We start from the raw sequence: 21,665 nt of genomic DNA on the forward strand, positions 1-21,665 counted from the left end.
CGGCATGGTTCTGTGCCCGGGCCTGCCCTGCCGGGGTCCTCGGCGCGCCGGGGGGGCAAATCTCTAGACCGGCCTACATATTCCGCTCGGACCCGCGGTCGTGGTGCGCACAGGAAGTCGACGGGTCCGACTTCCTGTGCGCGCCGATGGCTTCCGGGGAACGAGCCCTGCTTGCCGCCCGCATCCGCGACGCCCGCTGCCCCGGCCTGCCCCGCATAGGCTCACGCATGTGCCCGTCCCCGTCCCGGTCCCCGTCCCCGCGGCTGCCTCCGCCGACCGGCCGCCGGCCCAGGCCAGCCTGACCACCGGTGCCCTCGCCCGCATGCTCGGCGTTTCCCCGACCACCGTCCGCTCCTGGGAACGCCGCTACGGCATCGGCCCCGCCCGGCGCGACCCCGGGCGCCACCGCCAGTGGAGCCCTCGGGACGTCGCCGTCCTGGCGGAGATGTGCCGCCTGACCGCCCGCGGCGTCACCCCGGCCGAGGCCGCCCGCCTCGCCCTCGCCGCCGAGGCTCCAGGACCGTCCGGGCCGCCAGAGAGTTCCGAGGCGTCAGGGTCGTCAGGGCCGTCCGAGCCGCCGGGGCCGCCTGCCGGCGGGCCGGCCCCCGGTGGCGGGAACGCCCTGCCCGTCGGCACCGTCCGCCCCGAGTGCCGGGGGCTGGCCCGCGCGGCCGTTCGCCTCGACGCCCCCGAGCTCGCCCGGATCCTGCGACACAGCGTCGACACCCTCGGCCCGGTCGCCGCCTGGACCGAGGTGATGATGCCCGCGCTGCGCGCCGCCGGCCGCAAGTGGGCCGCCGAGGGCGAGCGCTACGTCGAGGTCGAGCACCTGCTGTCCTGGCACGTCGCCGCTGCTCTGCGCCGCGCCGCCGACCGGGTCGAGCCGCCGCAGGGTCCGGCCGTCCTGCTCGCGGGCATGCCCGCCGAACTGCATGCCCTGCCGCTGGAGGCGCTGGCTGCGGGGCTGGCCGAACGGGGTCTGCCGTTTCGGATGTTCGGCCCGGCACTGCCGACCGAAGCCCTGCTGGAAGCGGTCCGCCGCACCGGCCCGCCCGCCGTCCTGCTCTGGTCCCAGGTCGCCCGCACCGCCGACCGGGCCCTGGCCCGCCGTGTCGCCGAGACCACCTGGGGCCCCCACGGTGCCCGCACCCGTCCCGTCGTCCTGACCGCCGGCCCCGGCTGGACCGGCCCCCGCCGCCCCCCGGGCGCCCTGCGCCCCCGCGACCTGCCCACCGCCCTCGACCAGCTGGAGCACCTGCTGCGCTGAACCCCCGCCCCTGCGGAACCGCGGAACGTGCGCCGTACAGCCTTGCCCGCGGGCTCGCGCCGTCGGCTCCGGAGTGAATATACCGACCGGTCTACAGATTCGATCGCGCCCGCAGTGCGCACAGGAAGTCGGCCTGCCCGACTTCCTGTGCGGGGTGGCTCGCCCTCGGCTTCGCCACGCGGCGGGGCCTGCGGGCGGGCGGCCTGTGAAACGGAAAAATATATCGGTCGGTCTACATATTCGGCCGCACATGCACGGAGCGGCGAGAGCCTGGGGAATGGGAGCGGTTCGGCGTACGCGAGAAGTCGGACCTGCCGACTTCTCGCGCGGCCGGAATCGTGGCCCAGGAGAAATATGCCGGTCGGTCTACATATTTCCCTGGTGGGGGCCGCAGCGCCGCAGTGCCGCCATGCCACCGTGCACAGGAAGTCGGCGGGTCCGACTTCCTGTGCACGGGTGGGCCTGCGGGATGTGGGGAGAATATGTCGGTCGGTCTACATAGTCAGCTGGTGGGCAAGCAGGCGGGGGCGGGAGGTGGGGGGTGCGGCCCCCGGCTACCGGGGGGTTGTTCGCCGGGGGCCGCGGTTCATGGGCTGATGCCGGGTCAGGAGGCGGGCATCAGGACGGTGTCGACGATGTAGACGGTGGCGTTGGCGGTCTGGACGTCGCCGCACAGCACCTTGGCGGCGGAGTTGACGGTGAAGTCCGGGGCGGCGCCGGTCACGGCGAGGTCGTCGGCGGCCAGGGTCTTGTGGCCGCCGGCGAGTGCCGCGGGAGCCAGGCGCTGGGGGACGACGTGGTAGGTGAGGATCTTGGTGAGCTTGTCCTTGTCGGCGAGGACGGCGTCGAGGTCCTTCTTCGGGAGCTTGGCGAAGGCGTCGTTGGTGGGGGCGAAGACGGTGATGTTCTTCGCGGAGTTGAGGGTGTCCACCAGGCCGGCCTGCTTGACGGCGGTGACGAGGGTGGACAGCAGCGGGTTGTTGGAGGCGGCGGTGGCGACCGGGTCCTTGGCCATGCCGCTGAAGCTGCCGGCCCCGTCCTTGGGGACGGCCGCGCACGCGGTGCCGAACGGCTGCCCGGCCGTCACCTGCTCGGCGGACGGGGCACCGGAAGCCGGGGCACCGGACGGCTGGGCCGCGGCGGTCGCGCTGGTGCTCTTGGCCGTGTCCGAGGACTTCGCCTCGCCGCTGCTGCTGCACGCGCTCAGGGAGGCGGCCAGCAGGCCGGCGGCGAGGACGGCGGCGAAGGGCTTGCGGACCAGGACGGTCGTGTTCATGGACGGATTCTCCTGTCAGGTGGCATCGGGCGGATCCCGGATGCCGAAGGGGTGGGGAGGTCGTGAGGTGGGGTCAGGTGACGGTGACGACGACGCTGTGCCAGCCCGTCGCGCCCGAGGGGTGGGGAGGTGTGCGGGTGGCGGGCTGGACGGCCCCGGTGCCGTCGGTGGCACGGGCCTCGAGGCGGTGGGTCCCGGGGGCGGCGCCGGTCCAGGTGTGGGTCCACTGGCGCCACAGGTCGGGCCCGGCGTCGGCGGCCAGTTCGGCCTGCCGCCAGGGCCCGCCGTCGACGCGCACCTCGACGGCGGCGATGCCGCGGTGGGTGGCCCAGGCGGTGCCGGCCACCGTCACGTCGCCGGGCGGCACGCGGGCGAACGGCGCGGGCACGTCGATCCGCGAGGCGGTGCGGACCTCGCCGGTGCGGTCCCAGCCGCGCCGCACCCAGTACGGGTCGCGGGCGGCGAAGGTGGTCACCTCCAGGTCGACGAGCCACTTGGTGGCCGAGGTGTAGCCGTAGAGGCCTGGCACCACCGTGCGGCAGGGGAAGCCGTGTTCGACGGGCAGCGCCTCGCCGTTCATCGCCACCGCGAGCAGCGCCCGGCGCCCGTCGAGGAGCGTCTCGACCGGGGTGCCGATCGTCATGCCGTCCTGCGAGCGGCCGACGAGCTGCTCGGCGCCGGAGCGGACGCCGGCGCGGCGCAGCAGGGCGGGCAGCGAGGCGCCGAGCCAGCGGGTGGTGCCCGCGTAGGGGCCGCCGACCTCGTTGGAGACGCAGGACAGGGTGTGGTCCAGCTCCTCCAGCCCGAGGGCGAGCAGGTCGTCGAAGCCGATCAGCAGCGGGCGGTCGACCAGGCCGTGCAGCCGCAGCGACCAGGCGCGCGGGTCGATGCGCGGCAGGGTCAGGGCGGTGTCGACGCGGTAGAAGTCGGCGGTGGGGGTGATGAACGGGGGCAGGCCGGGGACCGTGGCGCCGACGGCGCGCGGCAGCGGTGGAGCCGGGCGCAGCGGCGGCGGCAGGCGGACGGCGGCGCGGGCCGCGCTGACGTCGCCGCGCCGGTCGGACAGGACGCGTCCGGCCGTGCCGAGGGCGGCGGCCGTGCCGATCGTGGCGCCGGCCGCCAGGACGCGCCGCCGTTCGGGCCCGGCCGGCCGGACCGGGCCCGAGCCAAGGGAAGGGGAAGGGCCGGGGGAAGGGCCGGGGGAGAGGGCGGGTCCGGCCAGCCACCACAGCACGGCGACCGCGCCGCCGGCCGCGGCGGCGGAGGGCAGCAGGTCGGTGGGGAGGGCCTGCGGGCGGGCCAGCGCGGCCCAGGCGCCGAGGCCGCCGAAGGCCGTGAACAGGGCGGCGGCCGCGCCGCGACGGCGTACGGCCAGCACGCCGAGGGCCGCGGCCGCGAGACCCATGACGGTGTAGATCCCGCCCAGCAGGACCGTCTTGTCGCCGGTGCCGAACCGCTGGACCGCCCACGTCTTGACGGCGGTGGGCGCGAGGTCGATCGCCGCCGAGCCGATCGCCACCACCGGTGAGGCCTGGGGGCGGGTGAACGCCGCCGCCGCCTCACCGGCTCCCACGGCCGCGGCGGCGGCCGCCAGCCCGCACAGCGCCGCCACGGCCGGCCCGGCGGCACGGGTGCGTGCTCGGGGGAGGGCGCCCGGCGGGCTGCTGCTCGTCTCATCGGTCACGGTCCTCATTCGGCGGTCCGGCTCCACCGGATGGGTGCGAGTCCGGATACCCCCCGATCGGGTGACATTGCTCTGGCCGGGTGACACCGCCCGGCCAGGGTTGAGGGCCGCAGACGGGCCGCAGACGGGCTGCGGACGGGCCGCAGACGGGCTGCGGAACGGGCTGCGGAACGGGCCGGACCGCCGGGAGACCCGGCCCCGGCGCCCCGGGCCGAGGCCGCTCAAGGGCGCCCGGGGACGTCCGGGGCGCCCTTGAGCGGCACCCTCACGGTCTCCTGGCCCCGGCCCGACCCGGCCTTCCGCCGGGCCAGCCGCCCGGCCCGGCCCTCCCGCTCAGGTGAACGGGATCAGCAGGACCGGCGCCCCCGTGGGGTGCGCGGAGCCGGCCGAGGGCTCCACCGTGACCCCGATACCGCGCGCACCGTCCAGGGGGCCGTCCAGCAGGAACGCGCCGTCGCCCCGGGGCATCAGCCCCGCCGGGCGCATCGCGGCGCCGTCGTCGAACCACAGCTCGTACGCCGTGCCGTCCGCCGGGGCGGGCAGGCCGGAGGCCAGGAGGACGGCCCGGCCCTTGTCGTGCGACCAGACCACCGCCCCGGTGCCGGTGCCGCCGGCCGCCGGGCCGCTCGCCCGCCGGGCGTCGGGTGCCGCCAGCAGCCCGGTGACCTGGTCCTGGTGCCGCTGCAGCGCGGCGGCGAGGGCCCTGGCCCGGTCCGCCTCCCGGTGCTGCTGGACGGCCACGCCGCCGAGGGCCGCGGCCGCCGCCAGACAGGCCGCCAGCGCCAGCCGCGGCCAGCCGCGGGCGAGCCGCCCGGGGCGCCGGGCACCGTCGGGTCCGGCCGCGGCGCGCGGGGCCTCCTGCCGGACGGTGTCCAGGGCGCCCATCACCCGCGACTTCAGCTCCCCGGACACCGCGACGGCCTGCGCGGCGCCCAGCCTGGCCAGCGTCGCCGTGAACTCGGCCACCTCCCGGGCGCAGGCCGGACACTGCGCCAGGTGGCGCTCGAACTGCGCGCGCTCGTCCGCGTCGAGGGCGTGCGCGGCGTAGGCGCCGGTCAGCGTGTGCAGGTCGGCGCCGCTCATGCTCCCACCCCCAGGCAGTCGCGCAGCCGGATCAGCGCGTCGCGCATCCGGGTCTTGACGGTGCCCAGCGGGGTGCCGAGCAGTTCGGCGACCTGCGGGTAGGTGTACCCGCGGTAGTAGGCCAGCGTGATCGACTCCCGCTGCAGCTCGGTCAGCCCCTTCAGGCAGCGCCGCACCTGCTCGCGTTCCAGCCGCCCCTCGACCTGCTCGGCGACCTCGTCGAACGCCGGCGCGTGCGAGGCGGCGGCGGCCCGCCGGTCGCGGTCGGCGGACGCCTGCGCCGCCCGCACCCGGTCCACGGCGCGGCGGTGGGCGATGGTCAGCACCCACGCCAGCACCTCCCCGCGCTCGGGCCGGTAGCGGGCGCAGGTGCGCCACACCTCCAGCATCACCTCCTGCGCGACCTCCTCGGACTGCGCCGGATCCCGCAGCACCCGGCGGACCAGCCCCAGCACCGGGCCCGCCACCGCGTCGTACAGCCGACCGAACGCCTCCCGGTCGCCGCGCGCGGTCCTGCTCAGCAACTCCTTGAGGTCGGAGCCCGGACGCCCCGGCCCGGACAGGTGAACGACCGTACTCATCCGGCCGCCTCGCGCTCGCAACACACGGGCGACGGCCCCGGCCAGTGGACGGTGGGCATGGCACGACCTCCAGGGAATCCCGGCCGGGCGGACACCCGGCAGGGCCGACGGAACACGGCGACGTCAGGCGTTCGAAGCCGCACCTGGCGCGGATTGCCCGCCAAGGACACCGGATTCCCGGCCCCCGCGCACGCCCGGATTCCCGGCCCCCCCCGCGCGCACGCCCAGGCGCCCGCAGGAGACCCCTGGAAGACTCGAATCCCCGGCCGTGTCCAATCCCCGGCCGCGTCCGCTCCGAACACCCCGGCAGCGCCCCCCGCGCCTGGCGGGGCACGGGGGGCGCACCCGCCCGCACGAGAGGAGCCGCAGGTGGACGAGCCGACCCGGACGCGCCCGCACTGCCTGGTCACCGGCGCCACCGGCTACATCGGCGGGCGCCTGGTGCCCGAACTGCTCGCCGCCGGGTACCGGGTGCGCTGCCTGGTCCGCGACCCGCTCCGGCTGCGGGACCAGCCCTGGCGGGCCGACGTGGAGGCCGTCACCGGGGACGTCACCCGCGCCGAGTCCCTGCCCGCGGCCTTCGACGGCATCGACGCCGCCTACTACCTGGTCCACTCCCTGGGTACCGGGCCCGGCTTCGAGACCCGGGACCGGCAGGCCGCCGAGACCTTCGCCGAGGCGGCCGCCGCCGCCGGCACCCGGCGCATCGTCTACCTCGGCGGACTGCTGCCCGCCGGGGTCCCCGAACCGCACCTGTCGGCCCACCTGCGCTCGCGCGCCGAAGTGGGGCGCGCCCTGCGCACGGGCGGCGTCCCCACCGCCGAACTGCGGGCCGCGGTGATCATCGGCTCCGGCTCGGCCTCCTTCGAGATGCTGCGCCACCTGACCGAACGGCTCCCGGCGATGGTCACCCCCCGCTGGGTCGACACCCGCATCCAGCCGATCGCCGTACGCGACGTGCTGCGCTACCTGGTCGGCGCCGCCGCCCTGCCCCCCGAGGTCGACCGCACCTTCGACATCGGCGGGCCCGACGTGCTCACCTACCGGCTGATGATGCGCCACTACGCCGAGGTCGCCGACCTGCCCCGGCGCCTGATCGTGCCGGTGCCCGTGCTCTCCCCGCGCCTGTCCAGCCACTGGGTGGGCCTGGTCACCCCCGTACCGGGCTCGCTCGCCCGACCGCTGGTGGAGTCGCTGCGCCACGAGGTGGTGTGCCGCGAACACGACATCGCCCGCTGGATCCCCGACCCGCCCGAGGGCCTGACCGGCTTCGACCGGGCCGTGGAACTGGCCCTGCGGCGCATCCGCGACGCCCAGGTCTCCACCCGCTGGTCCTCCGCCTCCCTGCCCGGCGCGCCCAGCGACCCGCTGCCCACCGACCCCGACTGGGCCGGCGGCAGCCTCTACCAGGACCTGCGCCGGCGCCGGGTGGCCGCCGACCCGGCCGCGCTGTGGCGGGTGGTGGAGGGCGTCGGCGGCGAGAACGGCTGGTACTCCCTGCCGCTGGCCTGGGCCCTGCGCGGACGCCTGGACCGCCTGGCCGGCGGCGTCGGCCTGCGCCGCGGCCGCCGCGACCGCCACCGGCTGCGGGTCGGCGACGCGCTCGACTTCTGGCGGGTCGAGGAGATCGAACCCGGACACCTGCTGCGGCTGCGCGCCGAGATGCGCCTGCCGGGCCTGGCCTGGCTCGAACTGCGCGTGACACCCGACGGCGCCGGCGGCGCGCTCTACCAGCAGCGGGCGCTGTTCCACCCGCACGGACTGGCCGGCCACCTCTACTGGTGGTCGGTGGCGCCCTTCCACGCCCTGGTGTTCGGCGCCATGGCCCGCAACATCACCGAACGCGCCCGACCCGCCGGCTGACACCCCCACCCCGACCCGCCGCCCGACACCCGCCGCCGTACCCGCACCCCACCGCACGAGGCCCCCGATGAGCACCGCCGTCGTCCTGTTCACCCAGGACCTGCGCCTGCACGACAACCCCGCCCTGCACGCCGCCCGCACCCGCGCCGACCAGGTCGTCCCCCTGTTCGTCCTCGACCCGGCCATCGCCCGGGCCGGCTTCGCCGCCCCCAACCGGCAGGCCTTCCTCGCCGAGAGCCTCGCCGACCTCGACCGGGCGCTGCGCGCCGCCGGCTCCCGCCTGGTCCTGCGCCACGGCGACCCCGTCGAACAGGCCGCCCGCCTGGCCGCCGAGTGCGGCGCCGACACCGTCCACACCAACGCCGGCGTCTCCGCCTTCGCCACCCGCCGCGAACACGCCCTGCGCCGCGCCCTCGGCGAGCGCCTGCACCTGCACGACGCCGCGCTCACCATCGTCCCCGCCGGCCTCGTCACCCCGGCCGGGCGCGATCACTACGCCGTCTTCACTCCCTACCACCGCGCCTGGCAGCAGGCACCCCGGCGCACCGTCCTGCCCGCCCCGCGCACCCTCGCCACCCCCGACGGCCCCGCGAGCGCCCCGCTGCCCGCCGCCCCCGCCGGCACCTCCCCGGGCCGCGCCCCCGGCGGCGAGAGCGCCGCCCGCCGCCGCCTGCGCGCCTGGAACCCGGACGCCTACGAGCAGTTGCACGACGACCTCGCCGCCGACGCCACCTCCCGCCTCTCGCCGTACCTGCACTTCGGCTGCCTGTCCGCCACCGAACTCGCCCACCGCGCCGGGAAGTCCGACACCCCCGGCGCGGCCGCGCTGGTGCGCCAGCTCGCCTGGCGCGACTTCCACCACCAGGTCCTCGCGGCCCGCCCTGACGCCGCCCACGCCGACTACCGCCCCCGCCCCGTCCGCTGGTACGACGACGAACGCGAGCTCCAGGCCTGGCGCGAGGGCCGCACCGGCTACCCGATCGTCGACGCCGGCCTGCGCCAACTCGCCCACGAGGGCTGGATGCACAACCGGGCCCGCCTGCTCACCGCCTCCTTCCTCACCAAGAGCCTGCGCCACCACTGGCGCCCCGGCGCCGCCCACTTCCTCGCCCTGCTCGTCGACGGCGACCTCGCCAACAACCAGCTCAACTGGCAGTGGGTCGCCGGCACCGGCACCGACACCCGCCCCAACCGCGTCCTCAATCCGCTGCGCCAGGCCGACCGCTACGACCCCGACGGCGCCTACGTGCGCCGCTGGGTCCCCGAGCTCGCCCACCTGCCCGCCCGCGCCGTCCACCGCCCCTGGGAGCTGGCCGAGCCCCCGGCCGGCTACCCGGCGCCCCTGCTGCCCCCCGACGCCCTCGGCACCCGCCTGCGCGAGAGCGGCTGAACCGCCCTCGCCCGAACTCGTCCGTCCTCACCCGAACTCGCCCGCCCTCGCCCGAACTCATCCGAACGGCGTAGCGCCGCGTCCGCTCCCGCGCGGGCCCCGGCCGCCGCGGGATGCGGGCCCCACCCGCCTCCCGTTGGATGAACCTGCGGCCCGGCAGGCCCCGGGCAGGCCGCCCCCGGCAGGTCACCCCGGCAGGCCACCCCACCCCCGGCGCACCACCCGAAGGAGCAGGAGCATGCCCATCTCCAGGACCCGCGACGGCGTCGAGATCTTCTACCAGGACTGGGGCAGCGGACGCCCCGTCGTGTTCATCCACGGCTGGCCGCTCAACGGCGACGCCTGGCAGGACCAGCTGAAGGCCGTCGCGGACGCCGGCCTGCGGGCCATCGCCCACGACCGGCGCGGCCACGGCCGTTCCGCCCCGGTCTACGGCGGCTACGACTTCGACACCTTCGCCGACGACCTCGACAGCCTGCTCACCGGGCTCGACCTGCGCGATGTCACCCTGGTGGCCCACTCCATGGGCGGCGGCGAGCTCGCCCGCTACATCGGCCGCCACGGCACCGGGCGGATCCGCTCCGCCGTCCTGCTGTCGGCGATCACCCCGTCCATGCTCCAGGGCCCCGACAACCCGCACGGCGTGCCCGGCACCGTCTTCGACGACCTCAAGGCCGGCATCCTCACCGAGCGCTCCCAGTTCTGGAAGGACACCTCCGTCGACTTCTTCTCCGCCGACCGCCCCGGCTCCCGCGCCACCCAGGGCAACCGGGACGCCTTCTGGTTCATGGCGATGCACCAGACCATCGAGGGCGGCGTCGACTGCGTGGACGCCTTCGGCTACACCGACTTCCACGAGGACCTGGCCGGGTTCGACATCCCCACCCTGATCGTGCACGGCGACGACGACCGGATCGTCCCCGTCGAGGCCACCGCCCGCCGGGCCGCCCGGATCATCCCCGGCGCCGTCCTGAAGGTGTACGAGAACGGCTCGCACGGCATCGCGATGGTCCCCGGCGACAAGGAGCGCTTCAACGCTGACCTGCTGGAGTTCCTGAAGCGGTGAGGGCGCTTCGGGGGAACCCCGGCAGCCTCAGGGCGCGCGGCGCAGGGACAGTGCCGTGACGTCGTCGCGGCTGCGGCCCCCGCTCCAGCGGCGGGCCTCGCGGTCCAGGGCCTCGGGCAGCAGGGAGGCGGGGGCGGCGGCGAGGGCGGCCAGGCCCCGCTCGACGGGGTAGAACGCGCCGGTGGCGTCCTGGGCCTCGGTGATCCCGTCGGTGAGCAGCACCAGCACGCCGTCCTCGGGCAGCGCGAACCACCGGACGGTGCGCACCTCGTCGGTCAGCTCCGCCAGCCCGAGCGGCACCCCGGCCGGCAGCGGCACGGCCTCGACCCGGCCGCCGTGCAGCAGGTAGGGGGCGAGGTGGCCGCAGTTGACGGCCTGCACGTCCGCGCCGCGCTCCACGCCCAGCACGGTCGCGGTGACGAAGCGCTCGCTCTCGCCGCCCTGTAACGCGTACGCGTTGTGCCGTTCCACCGCCGCCTCCAGGGCGTCCGCGACGCCGGTCAGCGCCGGCTCCCGGAAGGCCGCCTCCCGGAAGGCGCTCAGCACCGCGAAGCCCGCGCCGATCGCCGGCAGGCCCTTGCCCTGCACGTCGCCCACCAGCACCCGGGTGCCGTACGGGGTGTCGGCGACGTCGTACAGGTCGCCGCCGACCAGGGCGTCCTCCTCCACCGGCCGGTACAGCCCGTACAGCTGGACGTCGGGGGTGAGCACCGGCAGCGGGCGCAGCAGCTGGCGTTGCAGGGCGACGGCGGTCTGCCGCATCCGGAACAGCTCCCGCTCGCGCCGTACCCGGCGCGCGCACAGCCCGACCACGGCCGCCTCGGCGCCGACCACCCCCACCAGGGTGCCCACCCGGGCGGCCAGCGAGGACGGCGGGAACAGCACCGTGCTGACCGCCACCACCCCGGCCACCCACACCGAGGCCGCGACCGTCTGCGCGACGGTGCCCAGCCCCGCCAGCAGGGCCGGCAGGAACACCAGCAGCAGCACCAGCCGGGCGCTGGTGCCGCTCGCCGCCTGGGCGAGCAGCACCACCGCGGTGGAGGCCAGCACCCCCAGCACCACCGCCCGGTTGCCCGGCGCCCGCGTCCCCCCGCCGTCCCGCTCCCCGCTCCCGTCCCCGTCCGCGCCGCCCACCCCGCCGTCCTCTCCGCCGCCTCGCCGTCCCCCCAGGCATACCGGCGGCCCCACCCGGCCGCCAGCGCAGCCCGCCCGGACGGGCGAGCGCCCGGGTCGGTGCCCGCTCGGGAGCGCCTGCCCGGGCCCGGCCGTCAGACTGCCCGCCGCCCGGCCGTCAGGCGCAGGTGCTGTCCGCGCAGAGCTGCCACGGTTCCCAGGAGACGAACCGGTCCGCCTCGGTGGTCCGCCAGGAGCGGTCGCGGTTCCACTCGCGGACGGTCACCCGCAGCCGCCCGTCCGGCAGTTGGACGACCGAGGACGGCGCGCCCAGGCCCGCGTTGGGGTCCGGCAGCCGGGGCAGCCGGCGCACCGGGCCCCAGGAGTCCCGGGCGTCGCCGTCCTGGCTGCGCACCTCCATGGCCGCGTTCGTGTCGGCGCCGGAGGCGAAGGCGTGCAGCCGGCCGTCGCGTTCCCTGAAGAGCGTGAGCCCGCCGTGGTAGGGCGGCGGTGACAGCTCGAAGTTCTCGGTCGGGGTCCAGGAGTCGCCGGGCGCGGGCAGGACGGTGTGGCAGAAGCCGCCGTAGGAGGCGAAGAACACCTCCAGGGCGCCGACGCTGTTCTCGACGGCGCTCACCTGGTACAGCTTCGGGCCCACGGGGGTGGCGCTGACGCGCTCCCAGCCGCTGTAGGCGCCCCCGGGCGCTTCCTGGGAGCGGTGCCAGACGAAGGGCAGGAGGGAGGCTGCCGAACTGTCGTAGAACTGCTGGAACTGTTCGGTCCGCCCGTCGGAGCGCGGCGTCTCCAGCAGGGTGTTCGGGAGGGCGGTACTGGCCAGGCCCTGGGCGGTCGCGTCGGCCCCGCACCCGGCGGCGACGCCCGGCGCGGGGGCCGTGCCCGCCGTGGTCGTCGTGGCCCACGCGGTCGTCCCCGCGAAGGCCACGACCAGCACACCCGACAGCACGGCTTGCGGAAGTCTCCTGTACATGGTCGGTGAACCTCCCCATTCGGTAACGGAAAAGGAGTGCCCGGTACGGGAGTTGGCCGCTTCGCCAGCCCCTCGCGCGGGACCGGCACATTCTCGTGCACCGGCGGCGGGGCGGACAGGGCGCCTGCGGGGCGGCCGGACGGGATCCGGCCGAACGGCGGCCCGCCCCCGGCGGCGGGGGAAGGCCGGCCGGTCCGGGGGTCGACTGGTCAGGCGGCCGGCAGGTCCGGGGCGTCACCGCGGGGACGGCCGCGGAACAGCTCGTCCAGGTGGTGGGTGAGGATCGCCAGCGCGGCGTCGCCGGTGCGCTGGCCGCCGAGCACGCTGGAGCCGAGGCCGTTGACCATGGCCAGCAGCCCGGCGGCGGTCATCTCCGGGTCCCTGGCGGGGTCGATCTGCCCGGCCTGCTGGGCCGCGCGGACCTGCTTGGCGAGGAAGCCCTCCAGCAGGTCGGGCTGGGGCGTCCCGTGCTTCTCCACCAGCGCGGGATCGCTGAGCACCAGCGTGTAGTACGCGGCGTAGGTGCGGGTGATCCGGCGGCTCTCCGGGTCGGTGGGCAGGATGCTGGACAGGACCGCGGTCACCAGGCCGCGCGGCGTGGACGGGGTGGCGGCCTCGGTGATCCACGTCGCCATGCGGGTCTGGAGCTGGGCGCCGAGCCGCTCCAGCGCGTCCAGCAGCAGCCCCTCCTTGGTCGTGAAGTAGTACTGCACCAGCCGCAGGGAGACGCCCGCCTCGGTGGCGACCGCCCGCATGCTGGCCGCCTGCAGCCCCTGGGTGTCGGCGATGCGCAGCAGCGCTTCGGCGATCTGCCGCCGGCGTTCCTCGTGATCGACCCGCGCGTTCATGAACGACCTCCCTGGTACACCCGTATCATGCCGTGATACACATGTATCATGCGAATCAGCCAGTTCAAGAACGACCAGGCCGGGGACCGGTTTCGCGCCGCCTACGAGCGGGCCCTGACGGAACTGTGGCCCGGGCCGCGGACGGCGCTGGACCTCCCGACCGCGTTCGGGACCACCCGCGTCTACCGGACCGGCCCGCAGCACGGCGAGCCGATCGTGCTGCTGCCCGGCTCGGGCGGAAACGCACTGATGTGGCACCGCTACATCGACACGCTGGCCCGCCACCGCCCGGTCATCGCCGTCGACACGGTCGGCGAACCGGGCGCGAGCGTGCAGAGCGCCCCGATCGCCGACGGCCGGGACGCGGCCGCCTGGCTGGACGAACTCCTGACCGCACTGGAGGTGACGGACGCCCAGGTCGTCGGCTGCTCCTACGGCGGCTGGCTGGCGCTCCACCACCAGATCCACCACCCCGGGCGGGTCGCCTCCCTCACCCTGGTGGACCCGGCCGGCTTCGCCGACATCGGCGCCCGCTTCTACGCCTGGGTGATCGCCGGCGGCCTCGCCGCCACCGCGCCGCGAGCGCTGCGCCCCCGGCTGGCCCGCCTGGTCGGCAACAGCGCCATCCTGGAGACCGAACTGATGGCCCTGATGCGCGCGTCGATGGGGTTCCGCCGCGCGCTCCCGGTGCCCCCGGTCCTGTCCGACGAGGAACTGCGCCGCCTGGACGTCCCCGCACTGTTCCTGCTCGGGGAGCGCAGCGCCATGCACGACGCGCACGCGGTCGCCGAGCGCCTCGGCCGCCTCGTGCCCTCGGCCCGGACGGAGATCGTGCCCGGCGCCGGCCACGCCCTGCCGACCGACCGGCCGGACCTGGTGGCCGACCGCGTCCTGTACCCCGCCGGGCGGTAGCGCCACCGGCCGGCCCAGGGGGCTCCCGCACCCCGCCGAGCCCCTGCCCCGCCCCCGCCGAGGCCCGTCGCACCCGCACCCGGCTGCGCGCCGAGTTCCCCGCAGGACCCGCCGCGCGGGCGTGACACCGCAGCCCGCCCGTAGGGGACTTGACGGAACGTCAGGATGCGGGGGCCGCCATCAGGTCGTGCAGCAGGTCGTCGCCCAGGCCCAGGCCGGTCTTCGACTCGTCGGGCAGGTGGTAGTCGCGGTACCAGTCCGCGGGGGCCTCCGGGTGCGGGCCGCTGACCGCCACTCGGCCGGCGCCGTAGGGGGCGGTGACGGCGGCGGCTCGGTCGTTGGAATAGCGGGCCAGGACATCCACGCCCGGGCCGTCGACGTCGAAGTACGGGCCGTCCTGGAAGTACATCCGCTGCGGGCGGCCGCGCCAGGCGACGTCGACGAGGCGGTCCTGCTCGTCGGTGACGGTCGCCCCCCGGGAGCGGATGTACTGCCCGGAGTCGCCCGGCAGGAGGTCGTAGCCCGGATCGCCGGCCAGGTAGCCGCCCATGCACAGGCCCAGGTAGCGACCGCCGCCCCGGACGTAGTCGCGCACCAGCTCCGGCGAGAAGCCGGGGTCGCGCTGGAGCAGGCCCCACGCGGTGCTCACCTCCTGCCCGTTGGTGCCGCCCGGCTGCACGTACAGCGCGGCGCCGGCCAGCACGCCAGCGCCGAAACGCAGCCGCTCCTCGGGCCCGACGTAGCGCACCGCGAAGCCGTCGCGCTCCAGCAGCTCCCGCGCCGCCTCCGGGCAGCCCTCGCAGGCCGCCGGGCCCCGGTAGACCAGCGCGAGCGGCCGCCCGTCGGCGGCGGCGACCGCGTCGCCGGCCGCGCCGTCCGACACGGGGGAGGCGCCGCAGGCGGACGCCGTCAGCAGCGCCGCCGCCACCGCCAGGGCCGCGGCGGCCCGCCCGGGCCGCCGCCCACCCCTCATGACCGGCACTGCCGCCATCGCTGACACCCTCCCCGGACAGGACCTACGCCGTGTGCAGCGACGACGCTACGGGCACAGCGGCCCGCGCCGCACGTCCGCCCTCCGAACGGGTGCACCCGCGCCGTCCGCGTTGACGGGCCGCGGGCCCGGGGGAGTAGCGCGGGCGGACGGGTCAGGCGGACGCGGCCCGGGCGGTGCGCCACTGCTCGAACTGTTCCGGGGTGCGCACGCCGTCGTCCAGGACGGCGCGGTAGACGTCCCAGCCGCGCACGCCGCGGCCGTACTCGGGGTGCTCGGACCAGGCGTGCTTGATCCGCAGGACGGCCTCGCGGGCCTGCGGGGTGAGACGCGGCGGCAGGTCGCGCAGGTGGGCGAGGTCGGGCTGGCGGGCGGGCTCGTCGACGAACCACAGGTCGAGGGTCCAGTCGCGGCCCTGCGGGCAGCGGTAGTCCAGGCCGAGGTAGAGGCCGTCGGGGTAGGCGGCGGGGTCGGTGTTCCAGGTGCCGGTGTCGTTGCGCAGGCGCACCTGCCGCACCCGCGGGTGCAGTGCCAGCCGCGTGCCGAGCGCGGCCACCCGCTCGTGCGCGGCCGTGTCCAGGCGCGGGCACACCACGGTGACGTCCAGGTCCCGGCGCACCATCAACCCCAGCGCCGAACTGCCCACCCGCACCGGTTCCCCGAGGGCGCCCAGCAGCTCGTCCAGGCCCAGGTCGGCGCTGACCGCCCCGGCCTCGGCCTGCCGTTCGTCCTGGTGCTGCAGAAGATCGTCCGTCGTCATCGGGCCAGTCTGCCAGCAGCCGCCGACCCCGGGAATTGACCCATGAAATCGGCATGGAATTGCCACCTGATATCTGGTCTTTCCGGCCCTAGCCTGGTCCCATGACGACGACGAGCAACGCCGCCCCCGCCGCCCCCGTGCTGACCCGCCACGCCGGGGCCGAGACCTGCGCCGACCCGAGCAGCACCATGACCCTGCTCGCCGACTCGGCGCACACCGAGGGCGGGTTCACCAGCTACCGCTCCACCTTCGCCAAGGGCGCCGTCGGGGCCCCCGCGCACTTCCACACCCGGGCGTGGGAGCTGTTCTTCGTCATCGGCGGCTCGCTGCAGGTGCTGGTCGGCGAGGAGGTCACGATCCTGGGCGAGGGCGACTTCCTCGCCGTGCCGCCGCACACCCCGCACGCCTTCGCCGCCGCCCCGGGCGCCGAGGCCGACGTCCTGTTCGTGTTCACCCCGGGCATGGACCGCTTCGACTACCTGCGCCTGCTGGGCCGCGTCATGCGCGGCGAGACCGACCCGGGCGCGATCGCCGCCTCCGCCGGGCGCTTCGACAACCACTACGTCGACAGCCCCGCCTGGCGTGCCGCCCTCGACCGGAGCGCCGCCCGCGCCTGATGCCCCGCCCCCGCCTGCCCCGCCCGGGGCCCGTGACGGCCGTTCCCGGCGGGCCGGTGCGGGCCGGGTGTGGAACGGTGGAAGCCGGGGGTGTCCTGGTTGCGAGAGGAGTGGCCATGTCGTCGAAGCGTCGCCGCAAGAAGAAGGCCCGGGCCCGGCGCGGGGCCAACCACGGCCGCCGGCCCCAGTGCTGAGCGCCTGAACCGTGCGTGCGGCCGGGGCGCCGCCCCCGGCCGCACCGGCCGCTCAGCCCGGTTCGCGCCCGCGCCCGCGCCCGCGCGGCACGGCGTGGTACGTGCAGGTGTCCGTCCAGTCGCGGCCGAAGGTGAGCACCAGCACCGGGCCCCGCCCCTCGGCGCGGGCGGCGCGCAGCAGCGCGGCCGGGTCGCCGTCCGGCGGGATCTGCTCGTGCCGGAAGCGCACGTCGCTGCCCCTGCGCGGCCAGTGCGGGTCCGGGCGGGGGATGCCGGGCAGGTCCCAGACCAGGGTGGCGTCGGCGGTGGACAGGCTCGGGCCGGGCATCCGCCGGCCGTCGGGGAAGAGGCCGCGGTCGCGGTGGTAGCGCAGCGCGTAGGCGACCGTGCCCGGCGAGTACGGCGGTTCGTCGCCCCAGGTGTTCGGGAAGCCCCAATCGGCCAGGCCCGCCGCCTCGATCCTGGGCAGGACGGCGGTGATGTCCTCGCCGGTGGCGAAGTAGGCGGCGGCGCTCATCCGGCAGACCAGCACGCCGCGGCCCTCGGCGGTGGTGGTGAGCAGGCCGAGCGAGGAGGGGCGGTCGCAGTGGTCGGCGACGCGGGTCAGCAGGTGCGTCACGCCCTCCACCGCGGCCAGGCCCTCGACCAGCCGGCGGATCCGCTCGCGCTCGGCGGCCCGCAGCGCCTCGACCCGCGGCGAGGAGGCCAGTGCGCGCAGCCGGCGGGTGGTGGGCAGACGGGCGCGCAGCGCGTCCCGGGCCCGTACGGGCTGGGCCAGCAGCATGCCGAGCAGGTACTCGAAGCCGTTCACCGGTCGGGGTCCTCTCGGGCCGGGGAAATGGGGAAATGCAGAGAGACCGCTCGGGCCGCTGGGGCCGGGCGGTCTCTGCTGTTCGGACGGGCCCATGCGCCAACACGGCCCGCTGCCGGTGTTCCCGAAAATTTGGAGTAGACAGCGCCCCCGGGTTCCTGACCCGCAGGTCTGGATGACGCTGCTGCACATCGTCACATTCAGCCAGGACGGCTACAAGGGCGAGTTGCACAAAAATGCATCAAATTCCGGTTTCGAGTTCCTGAACTGCACTGATGTCACAGGGTTGTGACGAGATTGCGGGCCGGGCCCGGGATTCTGGCGCATCAATCTTCGCGATGTTCACCGAACCGATTGGGAATCACCCGTACGCCTGACAGAGTGTTGCGCGAAACGGGTTCCTCGCGTGACGCCAACCACCGAAGTGCCCGTCCGTTGGAGTAGACGGTGATATAGGAGGTCCTCGATGACGAGGAAGCGGAAGAAGAAGCGCGCCCCCGCCCACTGCGCCGCCGGCCACCCGGCGCCGCCGCGACCGGGCCTGCCCTGGTCGTCCGGCCCCGTGCGGACGGCCGTGGTCGTCGTCGTGGTCGTCGTGGCCGCCGCCCTGGTGAGGACGGGCATGTCGGCGGGAGCGGCGCTCGAACTGGCCACCGGCGGGCTGCTGTTGAATGCCAGGCTCCAGCAGGGGCGGGCCTAGAAGGAACGCCGGACCGCGATGGGACGCCAGGAGAAACCGATCGCGGCGACCGAGCCGGCCCTGGGCCGACTCGCCGCGTTGCTGCGCGAGCAGCGTGAAGAGGCAGGGTTGACCTACCGTCAGCTCGCCGACCGGACCAACTACCACCCGACCACCCTGCAACGGGCCACCAGCGGCCGGACCATGCCGAACTGGGAGGTCGTCGAGGCCCTCACCCGGGCCTGCGACGGCGACCTCAAGGCGGCCCGCCGCAAGTGGACCCTGGCCAACTACTGGGCCCACGTCCCGCGCCCCTCCGGGACCCAGCGCCGGGCGCCCCGACGGCTCAACCCCGAGCAGGTCGACTCCCTCGCCGACCTGCGACGGGCGATGCACGAGATGCGGCGCAAGGCCGACTGGCCCTCCCTGGAGGAGCTGGACCGCCGGGCCCGGGCCGGGGGAGGGCGCCTGCCCTCCAGCACCCTGGCGCTGGTCCTCAGGGGTGAGGCCCCGCTGCGCAAGGCGGTGTTCCTCACCTACATGGAGGTCTGCGGGGTCAAGGAGGCCCGCCGCGCACTGTGGGCGGCGGCCTGGGAGCGGACGAACAACGCCCGCACCCCGGCACCGGTCAACTCCCGCACGTACCAGCGGGAGTTCACCCGGGCCATGCAGTCCTCCAGCAGCGGCACCTCGACGGACATCCTGTTCAAACTGTGGGTGACCCTGCGCAACAGCCTGGCCGCCGACCGCGCCGACCGCGCCGAGGACGCCGGCCACCCCGGCCACTCCGCCGGGACGGGCCGCGACGGCGCCGGCGGCGGCCCGCCGGTACTCGTGTGACCCGGTCCGCGGACGGAAACGCGCCACCAGCGCCCCGTCCGCGGACCAGCACCCACCCGCGCCACCTCGGGAATCAACCATGCCGACACCACCGCGACAGCCGACCACCACGACCACGACCATCACCACGACCACCGCCACCGGACCGGCGCTGGGCCTGTGGGCGCTGTACGACCTCCACCTGCGCCACTACCTCGACTACGCCGCCCTGCTGCTCCCCGCGGCCGACGCCCCGCTGGCCGTCCAGGGCGCCTTCGACGACCTCAGCGGCCACTGGCTCGACGCCCTCGCCACCGCCAGCCCGGCCGCCTACGCCTGGCAGGCGGTCCGCCGACGCGTCTGCGCCCTGGCCGGCCCGCGCCCGCTCGGCCCGGTCGCCCACCTCACCGCCCCCCAGCAGGACGTCCTGCTGCTGCACCTGGTCCTCGCCCTGCCCGCCGCCGAGGTCGCCGCCCTGACCGGCACCGAACCGGGCACCGTCCACGTGCAGCTGCGCTCGCTGGCGGCCGTCCGCCGGTAGCGGCCGCCGCCCCGGCCCGCTCCCGTCGTTCCACCGGCCGGGCTGCCCCCGGCCGGTCCGGCGGCTCATCGCGCGGGGCTCGCGACCGGGTCGGGGTCGGGAGCGGCGGGGGAGGGGGCGGCGGCGCGGGCACGGGCCCGTACCTCGGCGACGGCCGGGCAGGTGGCGTAGACGCGGGTGAGGTGGGCCAGGTGGTCGGCCTCGGACTCCAGGTCCTGTCCCAGGGCGTGCGGCGGTTCGGCCGCCGGGGCGGTGCGCGGGGTGTCGGGGTTGGGTCGGGCGCCGGCGGCCGCGCGTTCCAGCGCGGCGGCCAGCGCGGCGGCCTCGGCGGTGGCGCCGGCCCGGGCGGCGGACGGGGGGAAGCGCGAGGCGGCGGCGGCGAGCCACCGCGGGGTCCGCGGGTCGAGGTGCTGGCGCAGGATCAGCCGGGCGTCGTGGATCTCGATGATCCGCCGGTACAGGGCGAACTGCGGGTCGCGCGGCGGCAGCAGCGGCAGGCGGCTGGCCGGCGCGAGCGCGATCTCCGGCAGCACGGTGTGCAGGTCCCGCCAGAGCGGGGCCAGCGCCCGGTAGCGGCGGTGGGCGCGCAGCCAGCCGCGGACGGCGGCGTGCGCGGCCGGCCACACCGTGGTGCCCAGGCCCGCCGCGAGCAGCGCCACGCACAGCAGGCCCAGGACGCCGCACAGGGCGTCCTCGGCGCCGGCCTGGGTGCCGGTGGCCGCCGCCTGGACGACGTCGTCGACGCCCCAGGCGTTCCACAGCAGGCCCGCGACCAGGCTCAGCGTGAGCAGCCGCAGCCCGCTGCGCTGGCGCCCGGGCGCGGCGGCGCGGGCGAGCCGGGCGAGCTGGCGCAGCAGGGCGGTGAGGCAGTAGGCGAGGTAGAGCACGCCGGCGGCGGTGTACCCGGCCAGTGCCAGACGGGCGCCGGTGGAGGGCGCGGCGGTGAGGTCGGAGGCATCCAGGCCCGGCGCGGCGGCGACGAACAGGACCGCCCGCACCCCCAGGACGCCGGCCAGCAGGGCGAGCTGGCGCCGCACCGCGCGGCGGGGAAGGTCGGGCGTGTCTGACAATTCCCGCCGGGCGCACGACGCCGGGCATCCCGCCTGGACGCACCGGCGAAACGCCCAAGTACGGCCCAGTACGAGGACGCTTCGCCGGCACGCCCAGCCGGGCGCCCACCGCCGCGCGCTGATCCGCCGCGAATTGTCAGACACGCCCTCGGGATCGCGCAGGACGCCGGCCAGCAGCCGGATCGCGCAGGCCGCGCCGATGCGCAGTACGTCGCCGAGCAGGACGGGCACGGCGGGCGCGATCCCGAGCCGGTGCAGCCGGTCGGCGGCCTGGACGGTGGGCGGGGCGAGCAGCAGCAGGGCGGCGGCGAGCAGCGCGGTGGCGTAGCAACTGTAGCGGGCGATGGCGCGCGGGTTGGTCCGGCGGCCGCGGGCGAAGTGGCAGGCGCTCAGGGCGAAGAACAGCGCGACGCCGTAGAGGACGAGGCCGCTCACGGACGCCCCGCCGCCCGGCCGTCGGCCGCCCGGTCGCCGGCGGGGCCGGGCTCGCCGGTGAGCAGGGCGTCCAGGACGTCCAGCGAGTCCGGGTGCGGGGCGGGGCCGGGCGGGTGCGCGGCGTCGGCCTTGGCGGCCCGGCTGAGGATGAGGGAGGCCAGCAGCTCGGCCTCGCGTTCCTGGGGCTCGTCGTAGCCGGTGCGCCCGAGCACCCGCCGGACCAGGTCGGGGGACAGGTGCGGCAGGAGGTCCGCGGCCGGGCCGAGCGGCGCGGAGCCGGCGTGGTCCAGGAGCAGGTGGGCGATCTCGTGGACCAGGATGTGCCGGCGGTGCAGCGCGCTGGTGTCGGCGGTGTACAGGATGTAGTCCGCCTCCCGGGTGGACACCAGCAGCCCGCAGGGCGCGTTGGGCCGGGCGGCCACCGGCAGCAGGTCGATCGGCCGTCCCCGCCGGCGGGCGATTTGCTCCAGTAGCACGGTGGTGTCGAACGGGCTCGGCAGTTCCAGCTGTTCGGCCATCCGCCGGCAGCGGCGCAGCGCCGATCGGTAGCACCTGTCGTCCCGCACGCTGTGTTCCCCTTCTCGATCAGCGGCCCCGTTCCCCCCGATCTCCCGACCGCCGTGGCTCCGCCTCCGTGCCTGGCCCCCGTCTTCGTAGCCCCCCGCGCCCCGTCC

22 protein-coding genes are annotated in these 21,665 nt (G+C 76.2%); 10 read left to right on the forward strand and 12 right to left on the reverse strand.

The genetic code is table 11. From position 1 onward, the window contains the following. The first annotated feature begins 298 nt into the window (after positions 1-298). A complete protein-coding gene (locus AB0O82_RS28480) occupies positions 299-1,267 on the forward strand; it encodes a MerR family transcriptional regulator (protein WP_363586837.1) in 969 nt (322 codons plus the stop codon). 604 nt (positions 1,268-1,871) lie between these two features. Here the strand turns inward: AB0O82_RS28480 and AB0O82_RS28485 are convergent. The 4 genes from AB0O82_RS28485 to sigK all read right to left on the reverse strand — a co-directional run bounded on the left by AB0O82_RS28485 (position 1,872) and on the right by sigK (position 5,891). Further along, positions 1,872-2,543: a fasciclin domain-containing protein gene (locus AB0O82_RS28485; protein ID WP_363586776.1), complete on the reverse strand. Its 672-nt coding sequence runs from the start codon at positions 2,541-2,543 to the stop codon at positions 1,872-1,874. A 73-nt stretch (positions 2,544-2,616) separates the two neighbouring features. Further along, positions 2,617-4,236: a molybdopterin-dependent oxidoreductase gene (locus tag AB0O82_RS28490; RefSeq protein WP_363586777.1), complete on the reverse strand. Its 1,620-nt coding sequence runs from the start codon at positions 4,234-4,236 to the stop codon at positions 2,617-2,619. 324 nt (positions 4,237-4,560) lie between these two features. After that, positions 4,561-5,310 (reverse strand): anti-sigma factor, encoded by a 750-nt coding sequence (locus tag AB0O82_RS28495; protein WP_363586778.1) that lies wholly within the window; start codon positions 5,308-5,310, stop codon positions 4,561-4,563. Continuing rightward, entirely contained in the window at positions 5,307-5,891 is a 585-nt protein-coding gene (gene sigK, locus AB0O82_RS28500) for an ECF RNA polymerase sigma factor SigK (RefSeq protein ID WP_363586779.1), read from the reverse strand. Before sigK ends, AB0O82_RS28495 begins: the two co-directional genes overlap by 4 nt. 369 nt (positions 5,892-6,260) lie before the next feature. Between sigK and AB0O82_RS28505 the strand changes: the two genes are divergently transcribed. The 3 genes from AB0O82_RS28505 to AB0O82_RS28515 all read left to right on the forward strand — a co-directional run bounded on the left by AB0O82_RS28505 (position 6,261) and on the right by AB0O82_RS28515 (position 10,210). Beyond that, the gene (locus AB0O82_RS28505; RefSeq protein ID WP_363586781.1) at positions 6,261-7,754 is read left to right on the forward strand and encodes an SDR family oxidoreductase; all 1,494 of its coding nucleotides are present in this window, start codon (positions 6,261-6,263) and stop codon (positions 7,752-7,754) included. 67 nt (positions 7,755-7,821) lie between these two features. Beyond that, entirely contained in the window at positions 7,822-9,144 is a 1,323-nt protein-coding gene (locus AB0O82_RS28510) for a deoxyribodipyrimidine photo-lyase (protein WP_363586782.1), read from the forward strand. 238 nt (positions 9,145-9,382) lie between these two features. Further along, the gene (locus AB0O82_RS28515) at positions 9,383-10,210 is read left to right on the forward strand and encodes an alpha/beta hydrolase (protein ID WP_363586783.1); all 828 of its coding nucleotides are present in this window, start codon (positions 9,383-9,385) and stop codon (positions 10,208-10,210) included. A gap of 27 nt (positions 10,211-10,237) precedes the next feature. Here AB0O82_RS28515 and AB0O82_RS28520 read toward each other — a convergent pair whose 3' ends face one another. From AB0O82_RS28520 to AB0O82_RS28530, 3 genes are all read right to left on the reverse strand, one after another. Next, positions 10,238-11,347 carry a PP2C family protein-serine/threonine phosphatase gene (locus AB0O82_RS28520; protein ID WP_363586784.1) on the reverse strand — a complete coding sequence of 370 codons (1,110 nt, stop codon included), beginning with the start codon at positions 11,345-11,347 and terminating at the stop codon, positions 10,238-10,240. Positions 11,348-11,504: 157 nt separating this feature from the next. Then, complete coding sequence (locus AB0O82_RS28525; RefSeq protein ID WP_363586785.1) at positions 11,505-12,314, reverse strand: hypothetical protein; 810 nt, start codon at positions 12,312-12,314, stop codon at positions 11,505-11,507. 209 nt (positions 12,315-12,523) lie between these two features. Beyond that, positions 12,524-13,162, reverse strand: coding sequence for a TetR/AcrR family transcriptional regulator (locus tag AB0O82_RS28530; protein WP_363586786.1), 639 nt, complete (start codon positions 13,160-13,162; stop codon positions 12,524-12,526). A 48-nt stretch (positions 13,163-13,210) separates the two neighbouring features. Between AB0O82_RS28530 and AB0O82_RS28535 the strand changes: the two genes are divergently transcribed. After that, positions 13,211-14,074 (forward strand): alpha/beta fold hydrolase, encoded by an 864-nt coding sequence (locus AB0O82_RS28535; protein ID WP_363586787.1) that lies wholly within the window; start codon positions 13,211-13,213, stop codon positions 14,072-14,074. A gap of 160 nt (positions 14,075-14,234) precedes the next feature. Here AB0O82_RS28535 and AB0O82_RS28540 read toward each other — a convergent pair whose 3' ends face one another. Next, positions 14,235-15,065, reverse strand: a complete 831-nt coding sequence (locus tag AB0O82_RS28540) for a BPL-N domain-containing protein (protein ID WP_363586788.1) — start codon at positions 15,063-15,065, stop codon at positions 14,235-14,237. A 154-nt stretch (positions 15,066-15,219) separates the two neighbouring features. Continuing rightward, on the reverse strand, positions 15,220-15,825 hold the full coding sequence (locus AB0O82_RS28545) for a hypothetical protein (RefSeq protein ID WP_363586789.1): 606 nt from the start codon (positions 15,823-15,825) through the stop codon (positions 15,220-15,222). A 101-nt stretch (positions 15,826-15,926) separates the two neighbouring features. Between AB0O82_RS28545 and AB0O82_RS28550 the strand changes: the two genes are divergently transcribed. Beyond that, positions 15,927-16,442 (forward strand): cupin domain-containing protein, encoded by a 516-nt coding sequence (locus AB0O82_RS28550; RefSeq protein ID WP_363586790.1) that lies wholly within the window; start codon positions 15,927-15,929, stop codon positions 16,440-16,442. 246 nt (positions 16,443-16,688) lie between these two features. Here AB0O82_RS28550 and AB0O82_RS28555 read toward each other — a convergent pair whose 3' ends face one another. Next, positions 16,689-17,447 carry a hypothetical protein gene (locus AB0O82_RS28555; RefSeq protein WP_363586791.1) on the reverse strand — a complete coding sequence of 253 codons (759 nt, stop codon included), beginning with the start codon at positions 17,445-17,447 and terminating at the stop codon, positions 16,689-16,691. A gap of 94 nt (positions 17,448-17,541) precedes the next feature. Here AB0O82_RS28555 and AB0O82_RS28560 point away from each other — a divergent pair, with 94 nt between their 5' ends. The 4 genes from AB0O82_RS28560 to AB0O82_RS28575 all read left to right on the forward strand — a co-directional run bounded on the left by AB0O82_RS28560 (position 17,542) and on the right by AB0O82_RS28575 (position 19,486). Then, positions 17,542-17,739 carry a hypothetical protein gene (locus AB0O82_RS28560; protein ID WP_363586792.1) on the forward strand — a complete coding sequence of 66 codons (198 nt, stop codon included), beginning with the start codon at positions 17,542-17,544 and terminating at the stop codon, positions 17,737-17,739. Positions 17,740-17,913: 174 nt separating this feature from the next. After that, positions 17,914-18,147, forward strand: a complete 234-nt coding sequence (locus tag AB0O82_RS28565; protein ID WP_363586793.1) for a hypothetical protein — start codon at positions 17,914-17,916, stop codon at positions 18,145-18,147. 18 nt (positions 18,148-18,165) lie between these two features. Then, the gene (locus tag AB0O82_RS28570) at positions 18,166-18,966 is read left to right on the forward strand and encodes a helix-turn-helix transcriptional regulator (protein WP_363586794.1); all 801 of its coding nucleotides are present in this window, start codon (positions 18,166-18,168) and stop codon (positions 18,964-18,966) included. A gap of 79 nt (positions 18,967-19,045) precedes the next feature. Beyond that, positions 19,046-19,486, forward strand: a complete 441-nt coding sequence (locus AB0O82_RS28575) for a sigma factor-like helix-turn-helix DNA-binding protein (protein ID WP_363586795.1) — start codon at positions 19,046-19,048, stop codon at positions 19,484-19,486. A gap of 65 nt (positions 19,487-19,551) precedes the next feature. On the opposite strand, the gene AB0O82_RS28580 is transcribed toward AB0O82_RS28575, so the two are convergent. Further along, positions 19,552-20,991, reverse strand: coding sequence for an MAB_1171c family putative transporter (locus AB0O82_RS28580; protein WP_363586796.1), 1,440 nt, complete (start codon positions 20,989-20,991; stop codon positions 19,552-19,554). Beyond that, complete coding sequence (locus tag AB0O82_RS28585) at positions 20,988-21,557, reverse strand: ParH-like protein (protein ID WP_363586797.1); 570 nt, start codon at positions 21,555-21,557, stop codon at positions 20,988-20,990. The genes AB0O82_RS28580 and AB0O82_RS28585 overlap by 4 nt, the downstream gene beginning before the upstream one ends. Between the last annotated feature and the right edge of the window lie 108 nt (positions 21,558-21,665).

The organism is Kitasatospora sp. NPDC088264 (assembly GCF_040685715.1).
Taxonomy (GTDB): Bacteria; Actinomycetota; Actinomycetes; order Streptomycetales; family Streptomycetaceae; genus Kitasatospora.